Annotated in this window: 11 protein-coding genes; 5 read left to right on the plus strand and 6 right to left on the minus strand. The window is 68.2% G+C overall.

Going from position 1 to position 17,418, the window contains the following annotated elements; all coding sequences use genetic code 11:
* The first annotated feature begins 143 nt into the window (after window positions 1–143).
* The gene (locus HDA44_RS12590) at window positions 144–1,736 is read left to right on the plus strand and encodes a right-handed parallel beta-helix repeat-containing protein (RefSeq protein ID WP_238352432.1); all 1,593 of its coding nucleotides are present in this window, start codon (window positions 144–146) and stop codon (window positions 1,734–1,736) included.
* A gap of 169 nt (window positions 1,737–1,905) precedes the next feature.
* Here HDA44_RS12590 and HDA44_RS12595 read toward each other — a convergent pair whose 3' ends face one another.
* Window positions 1,906–3,300: a mannitol dehydrogenase family protein gene (locus HDA44_RS12595; protein ID WP_238352433.1), complete on the minus strand. Its 1,395-nt coding sequence runs from the start codon at window positions 3,298–3,300 to the stop codon at window positions 1,906–1,908.
* Between the two features lie 117 nt (window positions 3,301–3,417).
* Window positions 3,418–4,434, minus strand: a complete 1,017-nt coding sequence (locus HDA44_RS12600; RefSeq protein ID WP_202887340.1) for a LacI family DNA-binding transcriptional regulator — start codon at window positions 4,432–4,434, stop codon at window positions 3,418–3,420.
* A 160-nt stretch (window positions 4,435–4,594) separates the two neighbouring features.
* Between HDA44_RS12600 and uxaC the strand changes: the two genes are divergently transcribed.
* Window positions 4,595–6,001, plus strand: a complete 1,407-nt coding sequence (gene uxaC, locus HDA44_RS12605; RefSeq protein ID WP_184834015.1) for a glucuronate isomerase — start codon at window positions 4,595–4,597, stop codon at window positions 5,999–6,001.
* Window positions 6,002–6,015: 14 nt separating this feature from the next.
* Here the strand turns inward: uxaC and HDA44_RS12610 are convergent, their stop codons facing one another.
* Window positions 6,016–7,464, minus strand: coding sequence for a hypothetical protein (locus tag HDA44_RS12610; protein ID WP_184834017.1), 1,449 nt, complete (start codon window positions 7,462–7,464; stop codon window positions 6,016–6,018).
* A gap of 114 nt (window positions 7,465–7,578) precedes the next feature.
* Here HDA44_RS12610 and HDA44_RS12615 point away from each other — a divergent pair, with 114 nt between their 5' ends.
* Window positions 7,579–9,117: a right-handed parallel beta-helix repeat-containing protein gene (locus HDA44_RS12615; RefSeq protein WP_184834019.1), complete on the plus strand. Its 1,539-nt coding sequence runs from the start codon at window positions 7,579–7,581 to the stop codon at window positions 9,115–9,117.
* 35 nt (window positions 9,118–9,152) lie between these two features.
* Here the strand turns inward: HDA44_RS12615 and HDA44_RS12620 are convergent, their stop codons facing one another.
* Both HDA44_RS12620 and HDA44_RS12625 read right to left on the minus strand, forming a co-directional pair.
* The gene (locus tag HDA44_RS12620; RefSeq protein ID WP_184834021.1) at window positions 9,153–10,454 is read right to left on the minus strand and encodes a hypothetical protein; all 1,302 of its coding nucleotides are present in this window, start codon (window positions 10,452–10,454) and stop codon (window positions 9,153–9,155) included.
* Window positions 10,454–12,082 carry a Wzz/FepE/Etk N-terminal domain-containing protein gene (locus tag HDA44_RS12625; RefSeq protein WP_184834023.1) on the minus strand — a complete coding sequence of 543 codons (1,629 nt, stop codon included), beginning with the start codon at window positions 12,080–12,082 and terminating at the stop codon, window positions 10,454–10,456. Before HDA44_RS12625 ends, HDA44_RS12620 begins: the two co-directional genes overlap by 1 nt.
* 177 nt (window positions 12,083–12,259) lie before the next feature.
* Here HDA44_RS12625 and HDA44_RS12630 point away from each other — a divergent pair, with 177 nt between their 5' ends.
* Window positions 12,260–14,479 (plus strand): LamG-like jellyroll fold domain-containing protein, encoded by a 2,220-nt coding sequence (locus tag HDA44_RS12630; RefSeq protein WP_184834025.1) that lies wholly within the window; start codon window positions 12,260–12,262, stop codon window positions 14,477–14,479.
* A gap of 130 nt (window positions 14,480–14,609) precedes the next feature.
* Window positions 14,610–16,136: a WD40 repeat domain-containing protein gene (locus tag HDA44_RS12635; protein ID WP_184834027.1), complete on the plus strand. Its 1,527-nt coding sequence runs from the start codon at window positions 14,610–14,612 to the stop codon at window positions 16,134–16,136.
* On the opposite strand, the gene HDA44_RS12640 is transcribed toward HDA44_RS12635, so the two are convergent.
* A complete protein-coding gene (locus tag HDA44_RS12640) occupies window positions 16,117–17,409 on the minus strand; it encodes an MATE family efflux transporter (protein WP_319043106.1) in 1,293 nt (430 codons plus the stop codon). The genes HDA44_RS12635 and HDA44_RS12640 overlap by 20 nt on opposite strands.
* Between the last annotated feature and the right edge of the window lie 9 nt (window positions 17,410–17,418).

The following is a 17,418-nucleotide window of genomic DNA, read 5'->3' on the forward strand; positions in this document are numbered from 1 at the left end:
GGGGGTGGTTGATCGCTTGCTCATCGCAACATGATTGTGCGCTACGTATTGCCATGACTACGTGCCGTAGGGGTAACCTGCGAAGCGAAGCCGCGCCATGGGGGGTGCGCTCAGGGCTCACCTGTGCCACCGGAGGCTCCGCTATGAAGACAGGATTTCTGGCAGTCGTTGCAGTCGGCACCAGCCTGGTTGCCGTCGGCCCGTTACCCGCGACCGGTTCGCCGGCGCCCGATGATCTGCTCTCTGCCCTGCTGTTCGGCGACACCGACGCCACCACGCCACCGTCCGACGGTTCGTTCCGTACCGGACCGGCACTGGCGCCGGCGTGCGACGGGGTCACGATCAAACCGTCCGATGACGCCGCGCGAGTGATCACCGACTCGCCGCCCGGCACCACGTTCTGCTTCGCGTCCGGGCTGCACCGGATCGGCGAAACACTCCGGCCGAAAGCCGATCAGGTACTCGCCAGCGACGAGGGCGCGGTGCTGACCGGATCGGTCCGGCTGAAGCGCTGGGCCGCGAACGGCGGCGCCTGGGTGACGACCGGCGCCCTCCCGCCCGCGTACGCGCAGACCGGGCAATGCGAGGACAACAAGGCAAACATTTGTTACCTGGCCGAGCAGGTGTTCCGCGACGGCCGGCATCTGACCCGGGTCGCCAGCCGCGACAAGGTTGCCCGTGGCACCTTTTACGCGGACTACGCGGCGAACGCGATCTATCTCGGCGACGACCCGGCCGGGCACGACATCGAGATGTCGAGTACGCCGACCGCGATCGAGCCCGGCGGGAACAACGTGACCGTACGCGGCCTGACTGTTGAGCACTTCGCCACTCCCCCGCAGGGCGGGGCGGTCGTGCTCGGGCTCGGTTGGCGGGTGTACGCGAACGACATCCGCTGGAACCACGCGGTCGGCGCGATGCTGGTGAACGCGGACAACGCGGTACTGGAGAAGAACCGCATCCATCACAACGGGCAGCTCGGCGTCGGGCAGTACAGCACGTTGAAGGGAACGATCGCCGCCAACGAGGTCAGCGACAACAACACCGACGGGTTCTGGATCGCCGACTGGGAGTCCGGCGGGATCAAGACCACCTGGTCGAGCGGTGGCTGGGTTGTCGGCAATCTGATTGCGGACAACCTCGGCGTCGGGTTGTGGAGCGACGCGTACGACGATCGCCGGACGTTCAGCAACAATCAGATTGTTGACAATGCCGCGGACGGGATCCGGTACGAGATCGGCCGGAACGGGGTGATTGCCGACAATACGGTCAGCGGCAACGGGTTCGGGACCGGGCGCGGGTCTGGTACGTCACTGTGGGACGGCGGCGGGATCAACGTGAACACGTCGTCGAACGTGCAGGTCCGGGACAACGTCGTCGCGAACAACGTGAACGGGATCTCGATCCAGTCCCGGACCCGTGGCTCCGGGCCGTGGGGCACCAATCTGCTCCGGAACATCGTTGTCTCCGGCAACCAGGTGACGATGCGCGGCGGAACCACCGCGACCGGCATGGTGCAGAACTCCGGCGCGGCGATCCCCGACGGCACGGTCACGCTGAACGAGAACGTCTACATCCTGGACAGTCTGACCACGGACCGCTTCCAGCAAACCGGCCGGTGGTTCACCGCCAAGCAATGGCAAACCACCGGCCAGGACAAAACCAGCACCTTCACCACCGGCCGAGCCATCCTGAACACAACCGGAATCCTCACCATCCTCCCCACCCCCAACTAACCCCACCCCACCACCGCGCGCGCACCGCGCCCACCGCCGCGCCCACCGCCGCGCCCGCCGCCGCGCTTTGAGAAGCCACCACGCAGAAATCGCGACCGAAAGTACGTGGTGGCTTCTCAAAGCCGAGTTCGTCACGTGCTCCCGCGGTTCGGCTGCCGTGGTCGGCGCGTCATGGATGCGTGGTGAGGGCGGCCACGTGGTCGACGAGGAGGTCCCGGAAGACTGTCGAGTCGCGGAGGTCCGGGGTGAAGACCGAGTCGACCGCGAGCAGGGCGTCGACCAACGCGGCGGGTGGTGGGCTGGTGGTGGGGAGGTTGGCGATTGCGGATTTCAGGCGGGGAGCCTGGGGGTCGTCCAGGTTGGGGGTTTGGTGGACGTAGACCATCCAGGCGGCGACGGCGAGGGTGATGGTTCGGGGTTCGGCGCCGGCGGTCAGGCGGTCGCGGACGGTGCCTAGCATGCGGACGGGGAGTTTGACCGAGCCGTCCATGGCGACCTGGCGGGTGCGGTGTTTGAGGGCTGGGTTTGCGAAGCGCTCCAGCACGGTCTCGCCGTACGCGGCCAGGTCCAGGCCGGCGGGCGGCGACAATGTTGGTACGACGTCGTCGGTCATCAACTGCTGTGCCAACCGGGCTAGTTCCTCGTCGCGGACTGCCTCGGCGATGGTTTCGTACCCGCGCAGGGCGCCGAGGTAGGCGAGCATCGAGTGGCTGGCGTTCAGCATCCGCAGTTTCGCCTGCTCCCACGGCGCCACGTCCCGGGTCAGCACCGCGCCGCCACGTTCCCACGCGGGGCGGTCGCCGGCGAAGTCGTCCTCGATCACCCATTGCAGGAAGGGTTCCGCGACCACGACGGCCTCGTCGCGTACGCCGAGCAGCCGCGCCGCCTCCGCGCGGTCCGCCTCGGTCGTGGCTGGAACGATCCGGTCGACCATGCTGGCCGGGAAGCGCGTCGCCTCGAACACCTCCGGCACTTTGCCAAGCGCCTCGAAGTACTCGCCCACCAGCTTGCGCAGGAACGGGCCGTTGGCAACCAAGTTGTCGCAGGAGACGATTGTCAACGGTTCGGGCCGCCGGGCGATCGCGGCGGCGAGCTGGCCGACCACCGTACGCGGCGGGCGGCCGGCCAGGTCGGCCTGGATCTCCGGGTCGTTCAGGTCGAGCCCGGTGCCGGCCGCGCGGTAGCCCTTCTCGGTCACGGTCAGCGTCATTACCGACACCGCTGGGTCCGCGATCCGGGCGACGACTGCTTCTGGGTCGTCAGGTGCGGTCAGTACGTCACGGATGCTGCCGATCACCTGGATGGACGGTTCGCCGAGTCCGCGCTCGAGTACGGAGTACAGGCCGTCCTGTGGTGCGAGCTGGTCGCGTACTGTGGCGGAGCGCTGGCTGACGCCGGTGATACCCCAGCGGGTGTCGCCGGTTGCTACTGCTGCGCGTTCGGTGACTACAGCCTGGTGCGCGCGGTGGAAGGCGCCGATCCCCAGGTGCACCATGCCAACCGACAGCGCATGCGGATCGACCTCGGGGGCGACGGGCAGGTTGGTGAAGCTAAGCCGGCTCAAGCGACAGCACCTTTCACTGGATCATTCAGGGCCTTGGCATTCAGTTCAGTGGCACCGGACCAGTCACGGGCACAGGGCGGGTCGCGGACACTGGGCGGGTCACGGGCACCAGACCGGTCATGGCTGTCGGTCCGGCACGGGCACTGGCCCGGTTGAGGCTCGGACGATCAGCTCGCCGTGCAGTTCACTCCGCGTACCGGATGCACCCTGCTGGCTGTCTGGGTTGTCCAGGAGCGCCAGTAGTAGTTCCACCGCGATCCAGCCGGCTTCCTGCTTGGGGAGGCGGATCGTGGTCAGGGCCGGGTGGGCCATGCCGGACATGGCGATGTCGTCGACACCGACCACGCTCAGCTCGCCCGGTACGGAGATGCCACGACTGTGCAGGCGGGCCAGTAGGCCGATAGCGACCAGGTCGTTGTACGCGACCACCGCCGTGGCTCCGGTCGCGATTACCTGATCCGCGGCCGCCATCCCACCCTCGTAGGTCGGCGCGAAGTTGCCGACCGGCACCAGTACGGCGTGCAGCTCCTCGGTAGCGTTGCGCAGGCCCAGGCCGCGGTGCTGGGTGGACCACGAGCTAGCCGGACCACCGACCCAGGCGATCCGACGGTGGCCGAGAGCAACCAGATGGGCGACGGCCTGGCGCATGCCGTCCTCGTTGTCGTAAGTGACGCCAGGGATGCCTGCCGCGGCCCGGTTGACCAGTACGACCGTGGTGTCCGCCGCGAACGCGGCCAGGTCGTCGTCACTCGCGCGCGGCGAGCAGAGCACGATGCCGTCGACCTGCTTCGACAGGGCGCGTACCAGACCCGCTTCGGCTCCCGGGTCCTCGTCGGTGTCCGCGACGAACACCGCCACGTCATGCCGGCGTGCTCGTGCCTGGATCGCCTTCGTGAGGCTCGCGAAGAACGGGTTGGCCAGGTCCGGTACGACCAGGCCGATCGTGCCGGTGCGGCCGGTGATCAATCCACGGGCGGCGCGGTTCGGTTCGTACCCCAACTGTTCGACGGCTGCCGCTACTCGGGCACGGGTGGTGGCGTTGACCATCTCCGGCAGCGAGATCGCCCGCGAGACCGTGGACGGCGAAACCCCGGCCAACCGCGCCACATCCCGAATCGTCACCGGCACACTCATCTCCTGACCCCCGCCACCCGCTCCACTCCGCTGGGACCAGTCGAGTTTGCAATCGGTTGCAGATTGTGTCAAGTGAGGCGTCATGGACGCCGTCTTGTGCTGACAAGAAGCGACTGCAATCCTTTGCAGATCTGTTTCAGGGTTGTTGATCGGAGGATTCATGCCGAAGGCTCTGCAGCCTCATCCGGATCGCGCGCTGCCGGCCGGCCCGGCGCGGGACGTTGCTCGCCGCATCCACGACTCGACGAAGGACCTGCCGCTGCTGTGCCTGCACGGACACGTCGACATCGGGCTGTTCGCGGCCGACGCGCCGTTCGGCGACCCGGCTGAGCTGCTGGTGGTTCCGGACCACTACGTGACCCGGATGCTGATCTCCCAGGGCGTCGGCCCGGACAAGCTCGGTCTGCCCCGGGTCGACGGTGGGCAGACCGCCGGACCGCGGGAGATCTGGCGCGAGTTCTGCGCGAACTGGCAGCTCTTCCTCGGCACCCCCAGCCGGTACTGGCTGGAGCACGAGTTCGCCGAGGTCCTTGGCCTCACGGTGCACCCGTCCGCTGAGACCGCCGATGAGCTGTACGACCAGATCATGGCCCGCATCGCCGAGCCGGACTTCCGCCCGCGCGCTCTGCTCGACCGGTTCAACATCGAGCTGATCTCCACCACCGACGCGGCCACCGACGACCTGGCGCAGCACGCTGAGCTCGCAGCCGACCTGCCTGGACGCGTAGTACCGACCTTCCGGCCGGATGCGGTAGCGCATGTCAACCGGGCAGACTGGCCGACCCTAGTCGCGCAACTGGGCGCTCTAGCCGACGTAGACACCTCCACGTACGACGGGTTCCTCGCAGCACTCCGGCAGCGCCGGCAGGCGTTCGTAGCGGCAGGGGCGCGCGCCACCGACCACGGTCACCTGAGCGCGGCCGCCACGCCGCTGTCCGACGCCGAGGCGTCGCGGATCTACAGCGGTGCGCTGAAGGGCGATGTCACCACTGACGACGCCGCAGCGTTCGCGGGACACATGCTGTACCAGTCCGCAGTCATGTCTGCAGAAGACGGTCTGGTCATGCAGCTGCACCCGGGTGTCCTCCGGGACCACCATTCAGAGATCTTCGCCAAGTACGGACCGGACAAGGGTCACGACATCCCAGTGGCAGCTGAGTTCACTCGGTCGCTCCGACCGTTGCTGGAGCGGTTCGGTCATGCGGATGGCTTCCGGCTGGTGCTGTTCACCGTGGACGAGACGGTGTACTCGCGTGAGCTCGCTCCACTCGCCGGTGTATACCCGGCGGTGCGGCTCGGTGCGCCCTGGTGGTTCCTGGACAGCCCGGACGGCATGCGCCGGTTCCGCGAGCTCGTCACCGAGACAGCCGGCTTCTACAACATGTCCGGCTTCGTCGACGACACCCGCGCGTACCTGTCGATCCCCGCGCGACATGACCTTGCGCGGCGCATCGACGCCGGGTACCTGGCCAATCTGGTCGTCCAGCACCGCCTGGACGAGGACGACGCGCTACAGGTCGCGAAAGCCCTCGCGTACGACCTGGCGCGGGACACCTACCTCAGCTGAAGGAGTGCCCGCGGTCAGCGATCGCGGGCGTCCGGTTCCCGTTTGGGGCCGTTCTCCGGCGGTCGGCCGTCCGAGCGGGAAGAGGCAGATGTTCCGGTCGCGGAACCGGGCGGCACGTTACCGAGCGTGGATTTGTCTACAGCCTCGGCAGCGGAGAAGTACGCGTCGACCTCTGCCACGACTCGCCTGACCTCGGCTTCGCCGCCGGCCTTCTCCGTCAGATCCGAGAAGGTGCGGATGATGTCCTCCGGCGCCGTCCGATACGGCGAGCCAGGACCTTGGTAGAAGCCGTACTTGCTGATCATCGGCCCGCCCAGGTCCGAGACCGCGACGGAGGACCCAGTCCGGTCGTTCGTGATCTGGTAGTCGGAACTCCCGCCCGTCCCGTCCCAGAACGGTGATAGCTGCTGCCCCATGCTCCCCCGAGCCGTGATCGAGTAGCGGTGATCACCTGGCCCGACGTAACGCGAGACGCCGAAGCCGCCCGCCGCCCAGGTCGCCATCCGCACGGTGTCGCCGACCTCGGTGTGTGTCAGGCCGAGCCTCCGGACCACCTCGTTGTCACGGGCCAGCGTCCGGAGCAGACCGTCCTTCGGGCCGAGAAAGCCGGCCTGTGAACGGTGATGGTCGACCGGTTCCAAGGGTCGGTCAGGATCGAAGGGCCGCATCCAGGCCTCGAGTTCCTGGATCGGCCGTCCGCCGAGCTCGGTCAGGCGGCGGATCACTTCGGTTTCATTGGCGCCGCCGATCACGAACCCATCGGGCTGCGTCGACCGCGGCACCGGCCGCATGCCGATCTCCGCCGGGGTGATCGCCCGCGTCATCTCGGCGTCCCGGGGATAAGGGACGGGCGCGACCAGCGTGTACGACATCCACTCGCCGCTGAATCGGAGTCCCTGCTCCGATCCGGCGGACGTCTGCACTACACCGAGCATCTGGGAAGCCCGAATCACGTCCGCCATCCGACGGTCATGCACCGGGGTGTAGAACGCCACTCCATTACCGTCCCGCACCACGGTGATCGTGCTGTCGCTGCCATGGAAGCGCCAGGCGCCCTCGGCCAGCTTCTCGAAGTTGGCATCCGCCAGTTGGCGATCGAGCGAATGGCCGCGCTTGGCCGCGGCTTCGAGCCGCGCGCCGACGGTCTCCTGCTCGTCGCTCCCTAGATCGCCGTAGCCACGCACGCTCCAGTCCATGTCCGCTGCCGGTCCGCCAGGGCTGATCAACCGGTACGCGATCCTCGGACGACGATCGTCAGGCACGACCACCAACGCCTTCAACTGGTCTGCCGGCACCTCGAAGTCCGACGTGTACAGGTACAACCCGTCGGCTTCGATGTCGACCAGGAATCCCGCCGCGATCGCCAGCCGGGAGCCATTCGGGAAGGTTCGCGGCGCGGCCCCAGTGGCTGAAGCGGCGGCGTCGCGCGCCCTTGAGCGCCAGAACCTAGGTCGGCGTGGCATGACCGATAAAGGTATCAGATATCGAGTGTTCGGACGGGCACCTAGCGTGCCCGGACCGTAAGCCAAGTAGGGTCCCGGTGATCAGTACGCCGGGGGTGGGTGGAAGGGACGCGGATGAGGGGTCTGGTTGTCACGGCGGGTGCTGCCGTGGTTGGGCTGTTGCTGACGGGCTGCACCGACTCGGGTGATCAGCCCGCGCAGCAGTCGGCTCCGCCGGCTACCACGACTGTCACCGTGCCCACTGCTCCTCCGACCGCGGCGGCTGCTGTACTGGGCCCGACCGGACCGAGTACGGCGAAGCCCTGTCAGGGCACTGCGATTCCGGTCGGCACTGACCCGCAGCCAGTCATCGACGCCGCTCCACCAGCTACCACGTTCTGCTTCGCGAAAGGCGTGCACCGGCTGACCAGAGCGATCCAGCCGCGCTCCGGCGACACACTGGCCGGCGGACCCGGCGCGGTACTGAGCGGTGCGGTCCGTCTGACCGGCTGGAAGCGCTCCGGCGGCGCATGGGTCGTCCGCGGCGCGCTACCGGCCGCGTACCCGCTGAAGGGGCAGTGTGAGGACAACAAGACCAAGCCGTGCCAGCTGGGCGAGCAGGTGTACGTCAACGGCAAACACCTGACTCGGGTGATGAGTCTGAGCCAACTGAAGCCGGGCACCTTCTTCGGGGACTACCAGGCCAACGCGCTGTACCTGGACGACAACCCGACCGGTCAGCTAGTAGAGATGTCCAAGACCCAGACCGCGATCGACAAGACAGCTGACAACGTCACGGTCACCGGACTGACCGTCGAGCACTTCGCCAGCCGCCCGCAGGCCGGTGCGGTGCAGGCCGGTCGTGGCTGGACGGTCACCGCGAACGAGGTGCGCTGGAACCACGCCGTCGGCATCATGGTGATCGAGGGCGACGACGCCGAGGTCAGCCGGAACACTGTCGCCGACAACGGCCAGCTGGGCATCGGCCAGTACAAGTCGGCCGGCGTCCGGATCACCGCGAATCTGGTGACCAGGAACAACACCGACGGCTTCTGGATCGCCGACTGGGAGTCCGGCGGCATCAAGTCGACCCGCTCGTCCGGAGAGGTCAGCGGCAACGACATCATCGCCAACCGCGGTATCGGCATGTGGAGCGACATCGCCGAGTACGACCGGCGGATCACCGGCAACCGCATCCGGGACAACGCGGCGGACGGCATCCGGTACGAGATCAGCTACCAGGCGCTGATCGACCAGAACGTCGTCGAACACAACGGCTTCGGTACGGGCCGTGGTTCCGGCGGATCGCTCTGGGACGGTGGCGGTATCAACGTGAACACGTCATCCGGCGTGCAGGTTCGCGGCAACCTGGTCAAGGACAACCGCAACGCGCTGTCCATCCAGTCGCGTACCCGCGGCGAGGGGCCGCGCGGTACGTACGTACTGCGCGATGTCCTAGTCGAAGGCAACCAGTTCGTGATGACGGACGCGACGTCGACGCTCGGCGTGGTGGAGAACAAGGGCTCCCCCACCCAGCCAGGAGCCATCACCTTCCGCCGGAACAGCTACACAGTTTCCGGCTCGCCGGCGGATCGGTTCTCCTACCGCGGCAAGACGATGTCCTGGAGCGAGTGGCAGCAGTCCGGCTTCGACAAGGACTCAGTCAACAGCTAAACAGGCTGCGAGCAGCCAGAACGTGCTACGAGCAGCTAGTGCGCCGGCTGAGCAGCTAAGGCGCGTTTTCGATGGCGTAGCCGGTCCGCGTCGCAGATCGCGGCCGCGACCAGCAGGTGCACGGTCATGGACGACAGATCGGACAGTCCACTCTCGTTGAGCGAAGCGGCAGTGACGTACCCGAGCAGCAACGCCCCACAAGCCCGGACGTACGGCGTCGGCGCACGCACCACGGACACCCAGGCCACGATCAGTGCGATCGCCACGATCGCGACGGCTAGCAGACCGGTCTCCCAGTACAGACCGAGCCAGCTGTTGTCGATCGCCATCACGTCGATGTCGCCTTCGCCCCGGCGGAGCAGTACGCGCTTGTTGCCGAGGCCATGTCCGATGATCGCGGTCTGGATCGACACCTTCTCGTCCAGTACGGCGTGCCAACTCGTCGTACGCCCACTGAGCGAACTGATCTGCTGGGTGCCTTGCCCGCGCAGCAGCCAGTCATGCAGCGATCCGATCATCAGGAACGCTAGTCCGAGCACTGCGGGGAAGGCGAAGCTGGCTATCCGCCCCGCCCACGTCTTGCGGGTCAGGATCAGTGCCAGCAACAGCCCGAACGCGAGCGCCGCCGCCGACGTACGTGTGCGGCTGGCAGCGATCAGGACGCCGCCCAGCCCGATCAGCGTCACCGCGGGCAAGGTCGACAGCTTGCGGCACACCAGTCCGATCAGCGCCAGGCCCAGCAGGATCGCACCGACTTCACCGACGCGCGGTGGCAGCATCGGGATGATGACACCTTGCAGCCGGTACCCGGTGCCAAGTGAACGCAACGGCCGCCACGCCTGCGACGGCGAGTAGGCCAGGCTCAGTACGACGGTTGCACCCAGCAACAGGTGCGCCCACAGATGCGCACGTACCAGCCGCTCTGGCACCTGCACCAGCGGCCGCCAGAGCAGGAACAGAAACACCAGCCCGATCAGAAACCGGGCCAGTCGGGTCAGTGGACCCATCGGCTCGGCCAGCAGGAACGCCGTCGCGCAGGCGAACAGCACGTACATCACGTACAACCAGCTCGCCGGATTCACCCGTGTACGGAACCCCGGTTTGGTAGCGGCCAGCGCGACCAGGAACACCGCACCGAGCAGCAGGCCCTTCGCCAGGCTGTTCGTGGAACCGGTCGTACCTTGTGGCGACGCGACCCGTGACGACCAGGGCTGTACGCCGAGCACGAACAGGCACCACAGCATCAGCCAGAACCAGGCCGGCCGTTCACTCGGCGTCTCGACCGTCCCCGGCACCGCCGGGGCCAGCCGCGTCCTGTGAGCGTAGGTGCCGGACATCAGCGCGTCGGCTGCGTACCGGCGTCCAGCGGCTTGTAGTTCAGCGGGATACCGAGCGTCTCGTCCTGCGCCGAAGCGCCGATCAGAACCACGCCCAGCACCGGAGCGCCCGCGAACTGCAGCGCGCCGGTCAGCCGCGCGACATCCATCTCCTTGTCCAGACCGACCTGGACGACCAGTACCGACGCGTCCACGGCGGCCGCCAGCGGCGTGATCCCGTGCCGGCCGACCGATGCCGGACCGTGGATCACCACCGAGTACCCCGGCGGCAGGTCCGCGACGATGCCCGGGACGAGCGACGGGCCGACCGCCTCAGCGGTCTCCTCGTGGTTCAGTCCGGGCGGCAGTACGTACAGATCCGCGACCGTGCCGGGGCGGAACAGCTTGCGGGCCCGGATCGCCCGGGTCGCGGCCGGCTCCATCACCAGGTCGGTGAGTCCTTCGTGACCGGTCAGGTGCGGAAGGACCGGAGTGCCTTCGATGTCGGCCAGCACCAGCAGCGTCTCCCGGCCGTCCCGCGCGTTCGCCTCGGCCATCGCCAGCGCGATGCCGGCCGAGTTCGGCGTCGGTGACGCGGAGACCACCAGCAGCGCGCCCGGGCCGCCACCGGCGAAGGCCCGCGGGTTCAGCTCGCGGCGGGCCAGTGCCCCGCTCGCCTCGGCGCCCAGCGCGGTGATCTCGTACTGCGGCAGCTCCGGAGCCGACCGCTGCCAGAACCGCCGCCGCTTGCCCTCCGAGGCCGCCATCACGGGCGCGCTCGCCGCCCGCGCCGCCTGGTCCCGGGTGAGGATGTACGGCGTCAGGTGCGACCGCAGCAGCGCCAACCCGAAGCCGAGCACCAGACCGAGAATCCCGCCGACCAGGATGTCGCGGGCAACGATCGGCGATGAGGTCGCCGTGTCAGTCGTTGCCGGTGTCACCAACTGGCTGCCCGCGCCGACAGCCGAGAGCGCCTTCAGCATCGCGGCCGCGTCGTCCGCCGCCTGCCGAGCCTCAGTAGCCAGACCCACGCGCTGGTCGCGCAGCGCCGCGGCGGTCTGGTTGTCGCCCCGGCCAACGGCTTCGTCGATCTGGTTGACCAGGCTCTTGGACTGGGTCTGCGCCGTCTTCGACCGGGCCTGTGCCTGCTCGGCCAGGTTGGTGATCAGCGCCTTCGCCTCGTTGTTGCGCTGCGTCAGGTAGATGGTGGCGATCGTGTTCGCCCGGTCCACCGCCTGCTGGGCGGTCGGACCGTCGGTGGTGACCAGGTACGCGTTGTCCGTGACTGCTTTCACCCGGGTCACGGCCGCCAGGTCCTGAATGGTCTGGTCGTTGTTCGGCATGCCCAGCGCCTTCACCACTGCCTTCAGCAGCGTCGGACTGGCCATCACCCGGGCCTGGGTCTCGGCCGGCAGGTCCATGCCGAGCGGTCCGGTCTTGTCGGCGCCGCTGCCGGACAGCTTCCCGACCAGGGCCGGCGGTACCGCCGGACCGATCACCAGCTGGCTGGAGGCCGTCCATCTGGTGGTCTGTGAGAGCGCGAACACCGAGGCGCCGAGCAGTCCGAGCAGGATGCAGCCGAGTATCAGCCATTTCTGCCGTAGCAGGGACTGTGCGGTCTCCCGCCAGACCACGGTGCCCGGTTCCATCTAGTCCCTCACTCCTTCGGCGCCAGCGCCCCAGGATATCCACAGCCGTGGACGTCCCGCTCCCGGGATCTTGCCGCGTGCCCTACTCTCTACCTCGGGGGAGTTCTCGGGGATCAGGAGAATCAAGGGGACGGCGTTCGTGAGGGACGCCGTTGTGTCCGAGGGGGACATCGCAGGATGAAGAAGAGACGTCTGTTCACGCGACTGGGGATCGTGGGCACTCTGCTCGCAGCCGGCCTGGTCGTGACGCTCGCGCCGCCGGCGCAGAGCACCGAGTCATCGCTCTCGGCGGTCAACGGCCCGGCCTGGCAGACCAACGCCAGCGTGCAGGGCCTCGCGGTCGCCAACGGCAAGGCGTACGCGGGCGGCCGCTTCACCAGCGTCCGGCCGCCGGGCGCGGCAGCTGGTACCGGTGAGGTCGGCCAGGCGTACCTGGCCGCGTTCGACGCGTCCACCGGAGCGCTGGTCAGCTCGTTCAACCCGGTGCTGAACGGCCAGGTGTACGCCGTGGCCGCCTCCGCCGACGGTTCCCGGATCTTCGTCGGCGGCGACTTCACCACCGTCAACGGCCAGACCCGCAACCGGATCGCCGCGTTCGACACCGCCACCGGCGCCCTGGTCGCGAACTGGAAGCCCTCGGTGTCCTACCGGGTCAAGACGATCGCCGTCTCCGGCACGACCGTGTACTTCGGCGGCTCGTTCGGCCTGGTGAACAGCCAGACCCGCAACCGGCTGGCCGCGGTCAGCACCGACAACGCCACGCTGTTGCCGTGGGCACCGTCGGTCAACGGCGACGTGTACGCGATCGACGTGGCCGACAACGGCTCCAAGGTGTACGCGGGTGGCCAGTTCAGCGCGGTCAACGGCACCAACCAGAACACCGTGACCAGCCTCGACCCGGTGAGCGGCGCCGTGCTGCCGTTCCCCGGCGCGTCCGCGGTGCCGCCGCCGAACGGGTCCTGCACGACCCGGGTGAAGGCGATCGACGCCAGCGGCGACACCGTGTACTTCGGCAACGGTGGTGACGGTGGCGGCTGCTTCGACGGCACCTGGGCCGCCGACATCGCGACCAACACGCTGAAGTGGAAGAACCAGTGCCTGGGCGCCACCGAGGCGGTCAAGGTCGTCAACGGCTGGCTGTACAAGGGCTCGCACGCCCACGACTGCGCCAACCAGGGCGCCGGCGGCTTCCCGCAGGGCTTCGGGTACCGCTTCCTGCTGAGCGAGAAGCTGTCCGACGGCACGCTGGGCTCCTGGTTCCCGAACACCGACGCGGACCCGAACAGCGTGACCAACGTCGGCCCGCTGGCGTTCGCGACCGGTGGCAACGACCTGTGGGTCGGCGGCGACTTCCTGAACGTCAACGGCTCCGGGCAGCAGGGCCTGACCCACTTCACCAACGCTGCTCCCGGCGCGGCTCCGGCCAAGCCGGCCAAGCTGCAGCCGTACAGCGTGAAGCCGGGCGCCGTGGAGATCCACTTCCCGACCGTGGTCGACAACGACGACAGCACCCTGACGTACCGGCTGCTCAAGGGCTTCACCAACACCACCATCGCGACCTGGACCGCCAAGTCCACGCCGTGGGACCGGCCCTGGCTGCACTACACCGACACCAACGTGACACCTGGTGAGCAGACGAACTACCGGATCGAGGTCACTGACGGCAGCACGACGATCCGGGGCAACTACTCGGACCCGATCACTGTCGCGACCACCGCATCGACCGCGTACGACCAGATCGTCAACGCGGACGGCCCGCAGGCGTACTGGCGGCTGGGTGAAGCAGTCAACGCCACGTCCGCTGTCGATGCGTCCGGGCAGAGCAACACCGGCGCGTACTCCGGGGTGACGCTGGGCGGCGCTGGTGCGATTGCCGGCAACACCGCGATGACGACCAGTAGTAGTACTGGCCGGATGGTCGGTGCGAAGGCGTACAGCATGCCGCAGCAGTTCACCGTCGAGGCATGGGTCAAGCAGAGCGGTTTCAACCGTGGCGGCCGGATCATCGGCTTCGGCAACTCGAAGACCGGTAACAGCGGCAGTGGCGGCGACCGGATGCTGTACATGCGGACCAACGGCTCGATCGTGTTCGGTGTGAACGACGGCAGCCAGCGCACGCTGACCAGTACCTCCGGCAAGAACAACGGCCAGTGGCACCACGTCGTCGGTACGTACGACAACGGCGCCATGAAGCTGTACGTCGACGGAGTACTGTCCGGTAGCGCGCTGGTCGGTTCCGCCTCGCTGTACTACGGCTGGTGGCGGGTCGGCTACGACCTGACCAACTCCTGGCCCGGTGGCGGCGCGACCCAGACCGGAATGGCGATCGACGAGGCGGCGGTCTACCCATACGCACTGTTGCCGACTCAGGTTCAGTCTCACTACTCGGCCAGATAGCTGGGAGTTCCGCCACAAAGTCATAACGCGGGCTGGAGGCCCGCTTCCAGTGGGCCTCCAGCAGCGCTAGTGTCCGACGCTGGCGCGTGATGAGGCACGCGCTGTACTCCCCCGCCTTCGAAGGACATAAATGAAGAAGTTAGTAGTGGCTCTTGTCACCGGCGCGGCCGTGGTGGCCGCGGCGTTGATCCCGTCCGGACCGCCGGTGGAGGCGGCGACTCCGGGCTTCGCCTCCGCGGTATCCGCGATCAAGCAGTCGTCGTGGCAGACCAACAACAGCGTGAACGCGCTGGCGATCGCCGGGAACACGGTGTACGCCGGTGGGCTGTTCACCAGAATCCGTCAGCCAGGCAAGGTGGCCGGTCAGGGGGAGACCGTCCGTACCTACATCGCCGCGTTCGACCGGACGACCGGCGCGCCGACCTCGTTCGCGCCGACGCTGAACGGTCCCGTCTACAGCATCGCCACCAGCCCGGACGGGAAGTGGGTGGTGATCGGCGGTGACTTCACCACCGTGAACGGCATCCGGCGCAGCAAGATCGCGATGTTCAGCGTCGCCACCGGCAAGCTCGTCGCCGCCTGGGATCCGGTCGTCGCGGCCCGGGTGAAGGCGCTGGCGATCTCCGGCAGCAGCGTGTACATCGGTGGCGCCTTCCGGGCCATCGACGGCACCACCCGGAACCGGCTCGGCGCGGTCCGGCTGCTCCAGGGCGACCTGCTGCCGTGGAACCCGAACGCGAACAACGACGTGTACGCGCTCGACGTGTCCGACAACGGCACCCGGGTCTTCGCCGGCGGTCCGTTCAGCACCATCAACGGCGCCAGCCACTACTCGCTGGCGATGCTGAACACCACCACCGGCGCGGCGTACGACTTCCCGGCCGCGGCCGCGATCCCGAAGCCGACCGTGACCTGCACCACCCGGGTGAAGGACATCGACACGCTCGGCGACAAGGTGTTCGTGTCCAACGGCGGTGACGGCAAGGGCTGCTACGACGGCGTGCTGGCCGCCCAGGTGTCGACCGGCAAGCTGCTCTGGAAGAACAACTGCCTGGGCGCCACCGAGGCGATCAAGGCGATCGGCAACTGGGTCTACAAGGGCTCGCACGCGCACGACTGCAGCTCCTCGCCGAACGGCTTCGGGGACGGCACCGGCACGCACTACCTGCTGGTCGAGAGCGCGATCGACGGCAACCTCGGCCCGTGGTACCCGAGCACTGACGCCAACCCGAAGAGCACCACGAAGGTCGGCCCGCTGGCGATGGCCGGCACCGACACCGACCTGTGGGTCGGCGGTGACTTCCTGCACGTGAACGGGACCGTCCAGCAGGGCATTACCCGGTTCACCAACGCGCCGGGCGGCGCGGCACCGGGCGTACCGAAGGCTCCGACGCTGACGGCGACCTCGGCCGGACGGGTGTACGTGAAGTACAACGACGTGTACGACGTGGACAACCTGTCGCTGACGTACAACGTGTTCCGTGGTTCGCTCAGCATCGGGTCGAACAAGTACGTCTCGTACTATTGGCAGCCGCGGAAGTCGTACCAGGTGATGGACCGTGGGCTGAAGCGCGGTTCGACGTACACGTACCACGTCGAGGTGCACGACGGGCGGAACATCAAGAAGGGCCCGGCCGTCAGTGTGAAGATTCCGTAGCAGCGTCCTGAGCGGCGGCGCGGCGGTGGGCGGCGATCGCCCGGTGCGCCTCGTTCCACCACAGCAGCAAGGTGGCGAACGAGGCACCGGCCAGCCCCCACGCCGCGCCCTGCGGCCCCCACAGGTACGCGCCGCTGACGCCGCAGCTGATCAGGATCGCCGACGAGATCAGCCGGACGCGGAGGCCGCGGGTGGCGGCCGTCAGCGCGCGGAGGATGGCGAAGGCGCCGGCGTTAGAGGCGCCGAGGGCCTGCAGCAGGATGACCGGGATCAGCACGTGATGGGCCTGGGTCCAGACGCCCGGCCCGAGTAGCTCGCGGCCGACGAAGGCGGGCAGCAGCAGGAAGACGGCGCCCCAGGCCAGCGCGCCGGCGCCGATCCCGAACGAGATGGCCAGGCCGACCAGCCACAGCCGCCGGTACGAGTGTTTGAGAGCGCGCGCGGCTTCGGGTACGGAGATCATCCGGATGCCCTGGTTCAGTACGTTGACCGGCCCGAGCAGTACCTGGGCGCCGCGGATGCCCGCGGTCGCGACCAGACCGGCGGCCGCGGTGATGCCGAGCATGTACACCTGGATGGTGCCGGAGACCGCGAGCATCTCCCCCACGTACTTCGGGCTCAGGTCCCAGTTCCGTTTCACCCATTCACGAATCAGCTGGCGGCGCGGCGCCACGCCGGCCTGGAACCGGCCGGCGATCGCGGCGACCACCGCGCCCAGTCCCCAGCCGAACGTCAGCGTGAAGGCGGACGCGGTGCCGGTGAGGTACAGCCCACCGAAGATCGCCAGCATCACCAGCAACCAGATCAGGTCGTTGACAAAGGCTTTCCGGCCCTCGCCGACGACGAAGAACGCCCAGCGCCAGGCGTCCTGCAGGAGCAGGCCGGGCATCGTGACGGCGAACGCGATCAGTACACCCCGGGACGGGATGGCCGGGAACGCGGCGATCGCGAGACCGAGCACCATCGCGAGCAGGCCGGTCAGCAGAGCCGTGGCCGTGCTGGCCCGGACGGCTCGCTCCCAGTCGGGGGTTCGGGTGCCGGAGTGGCGTACGGCGAGTGGTTCGGTGGCGACCGCCCGCGACACGTTCAGCGCGATCGTGTACCCGCCGAACGCCAGCGCGTACACGCCGAAGTCGGCCACCGTGCTCGACCGTGCCACGACGACGCCGACCGCGAGATTGCTGAGGCTGGACAGGCCCTGGTCGGCCAGACCCCAGCCCGCGCGACCGGCCGGTCCGGCCAGTCGACGCAACTTCGGCCGCCGGAGCTTCACCACCGCACT

The organism is Kribbella solani (genome assembly GCF_014205295.1).
Classification (GTDB): domain Bacteria; phylum Actinomycetota; class Actinomycetes; order Propionibacteriales; family Kribbellaceae; genus Kribbella; species Kribbella solani.

What these genes read in the sequence shown, in the direction of transcription:
- HDA44_RS12590 (WP_238352432.1), top strand. Translation starts at nt 144, where the DNA reads ATGAAGACAGGATTTCTGGCAGTCGTTGCAGTCGGCACCAGCCTGGTT.
- HDA44_RS12600 (WP_202887340.1), bottom strand. Translation starts at nt 4,434, where the DNA reads ATGAGTGTGCCGGTGACGATTCGGGATGTGGCGCGGTTGGCCGGGGTT.
- uxaC (WP_184834015.1), top strand. Translation starts at nt 4,595, where the DNA reads ATGCCGAAGGCTCTGCAGCCTCATCCGGATCGCGCGCTGCCGGCCGGC.
- HDA44_RS12610 (WP_184834017.1), bottom strand. Translation starts at nt 7,464, where the DNA reads ATGCCACGCCGACCTAGGTTCTGGCGCTCAAGGGCGCGCGACGCCGCC.
- HDA44_RS12615 (WP_184834019.1), top strand. Translation starts at nt 7,579, where the DNA reads ATGAGGGGTCTGGTTGTCACGGCGGGTGCTGCCGTGGTTGGGCTGTTG.
- HDA44_RS12620 (WP_184834021.1), bottom strand. Translation starts at nt 10,454, where the DNA reads ATGTCCGGCACCTACGCTCACAGGACGCGGCTGGCCCCGGCGGTGCCG.
- HDA44_RS12625 (WP_184834023.1), bottom strand. Translation starts at nt 12,082, where the DNA reads ATGGAACCGGGCACCGTGGTCTGGCGGGAGACCGCACAGTCCCTGCTA.
- HDA44_RS12630 (WP_184834025.1), top strand. Translation starts at nt 12,260, where the DNA reads ATGAAGAAGAGACGTCTGTTCACGCGACTGGGGATCGTGGGCACTCTG.
- HDA44_RS12635 (WP_184834027.1), top strand. Translation starts at nt 14,610, where the DNA reads ATGAAGAAGTTAGTAGTGGCTCTTGTCACCGGCGCGGCCGTGGTGGCC.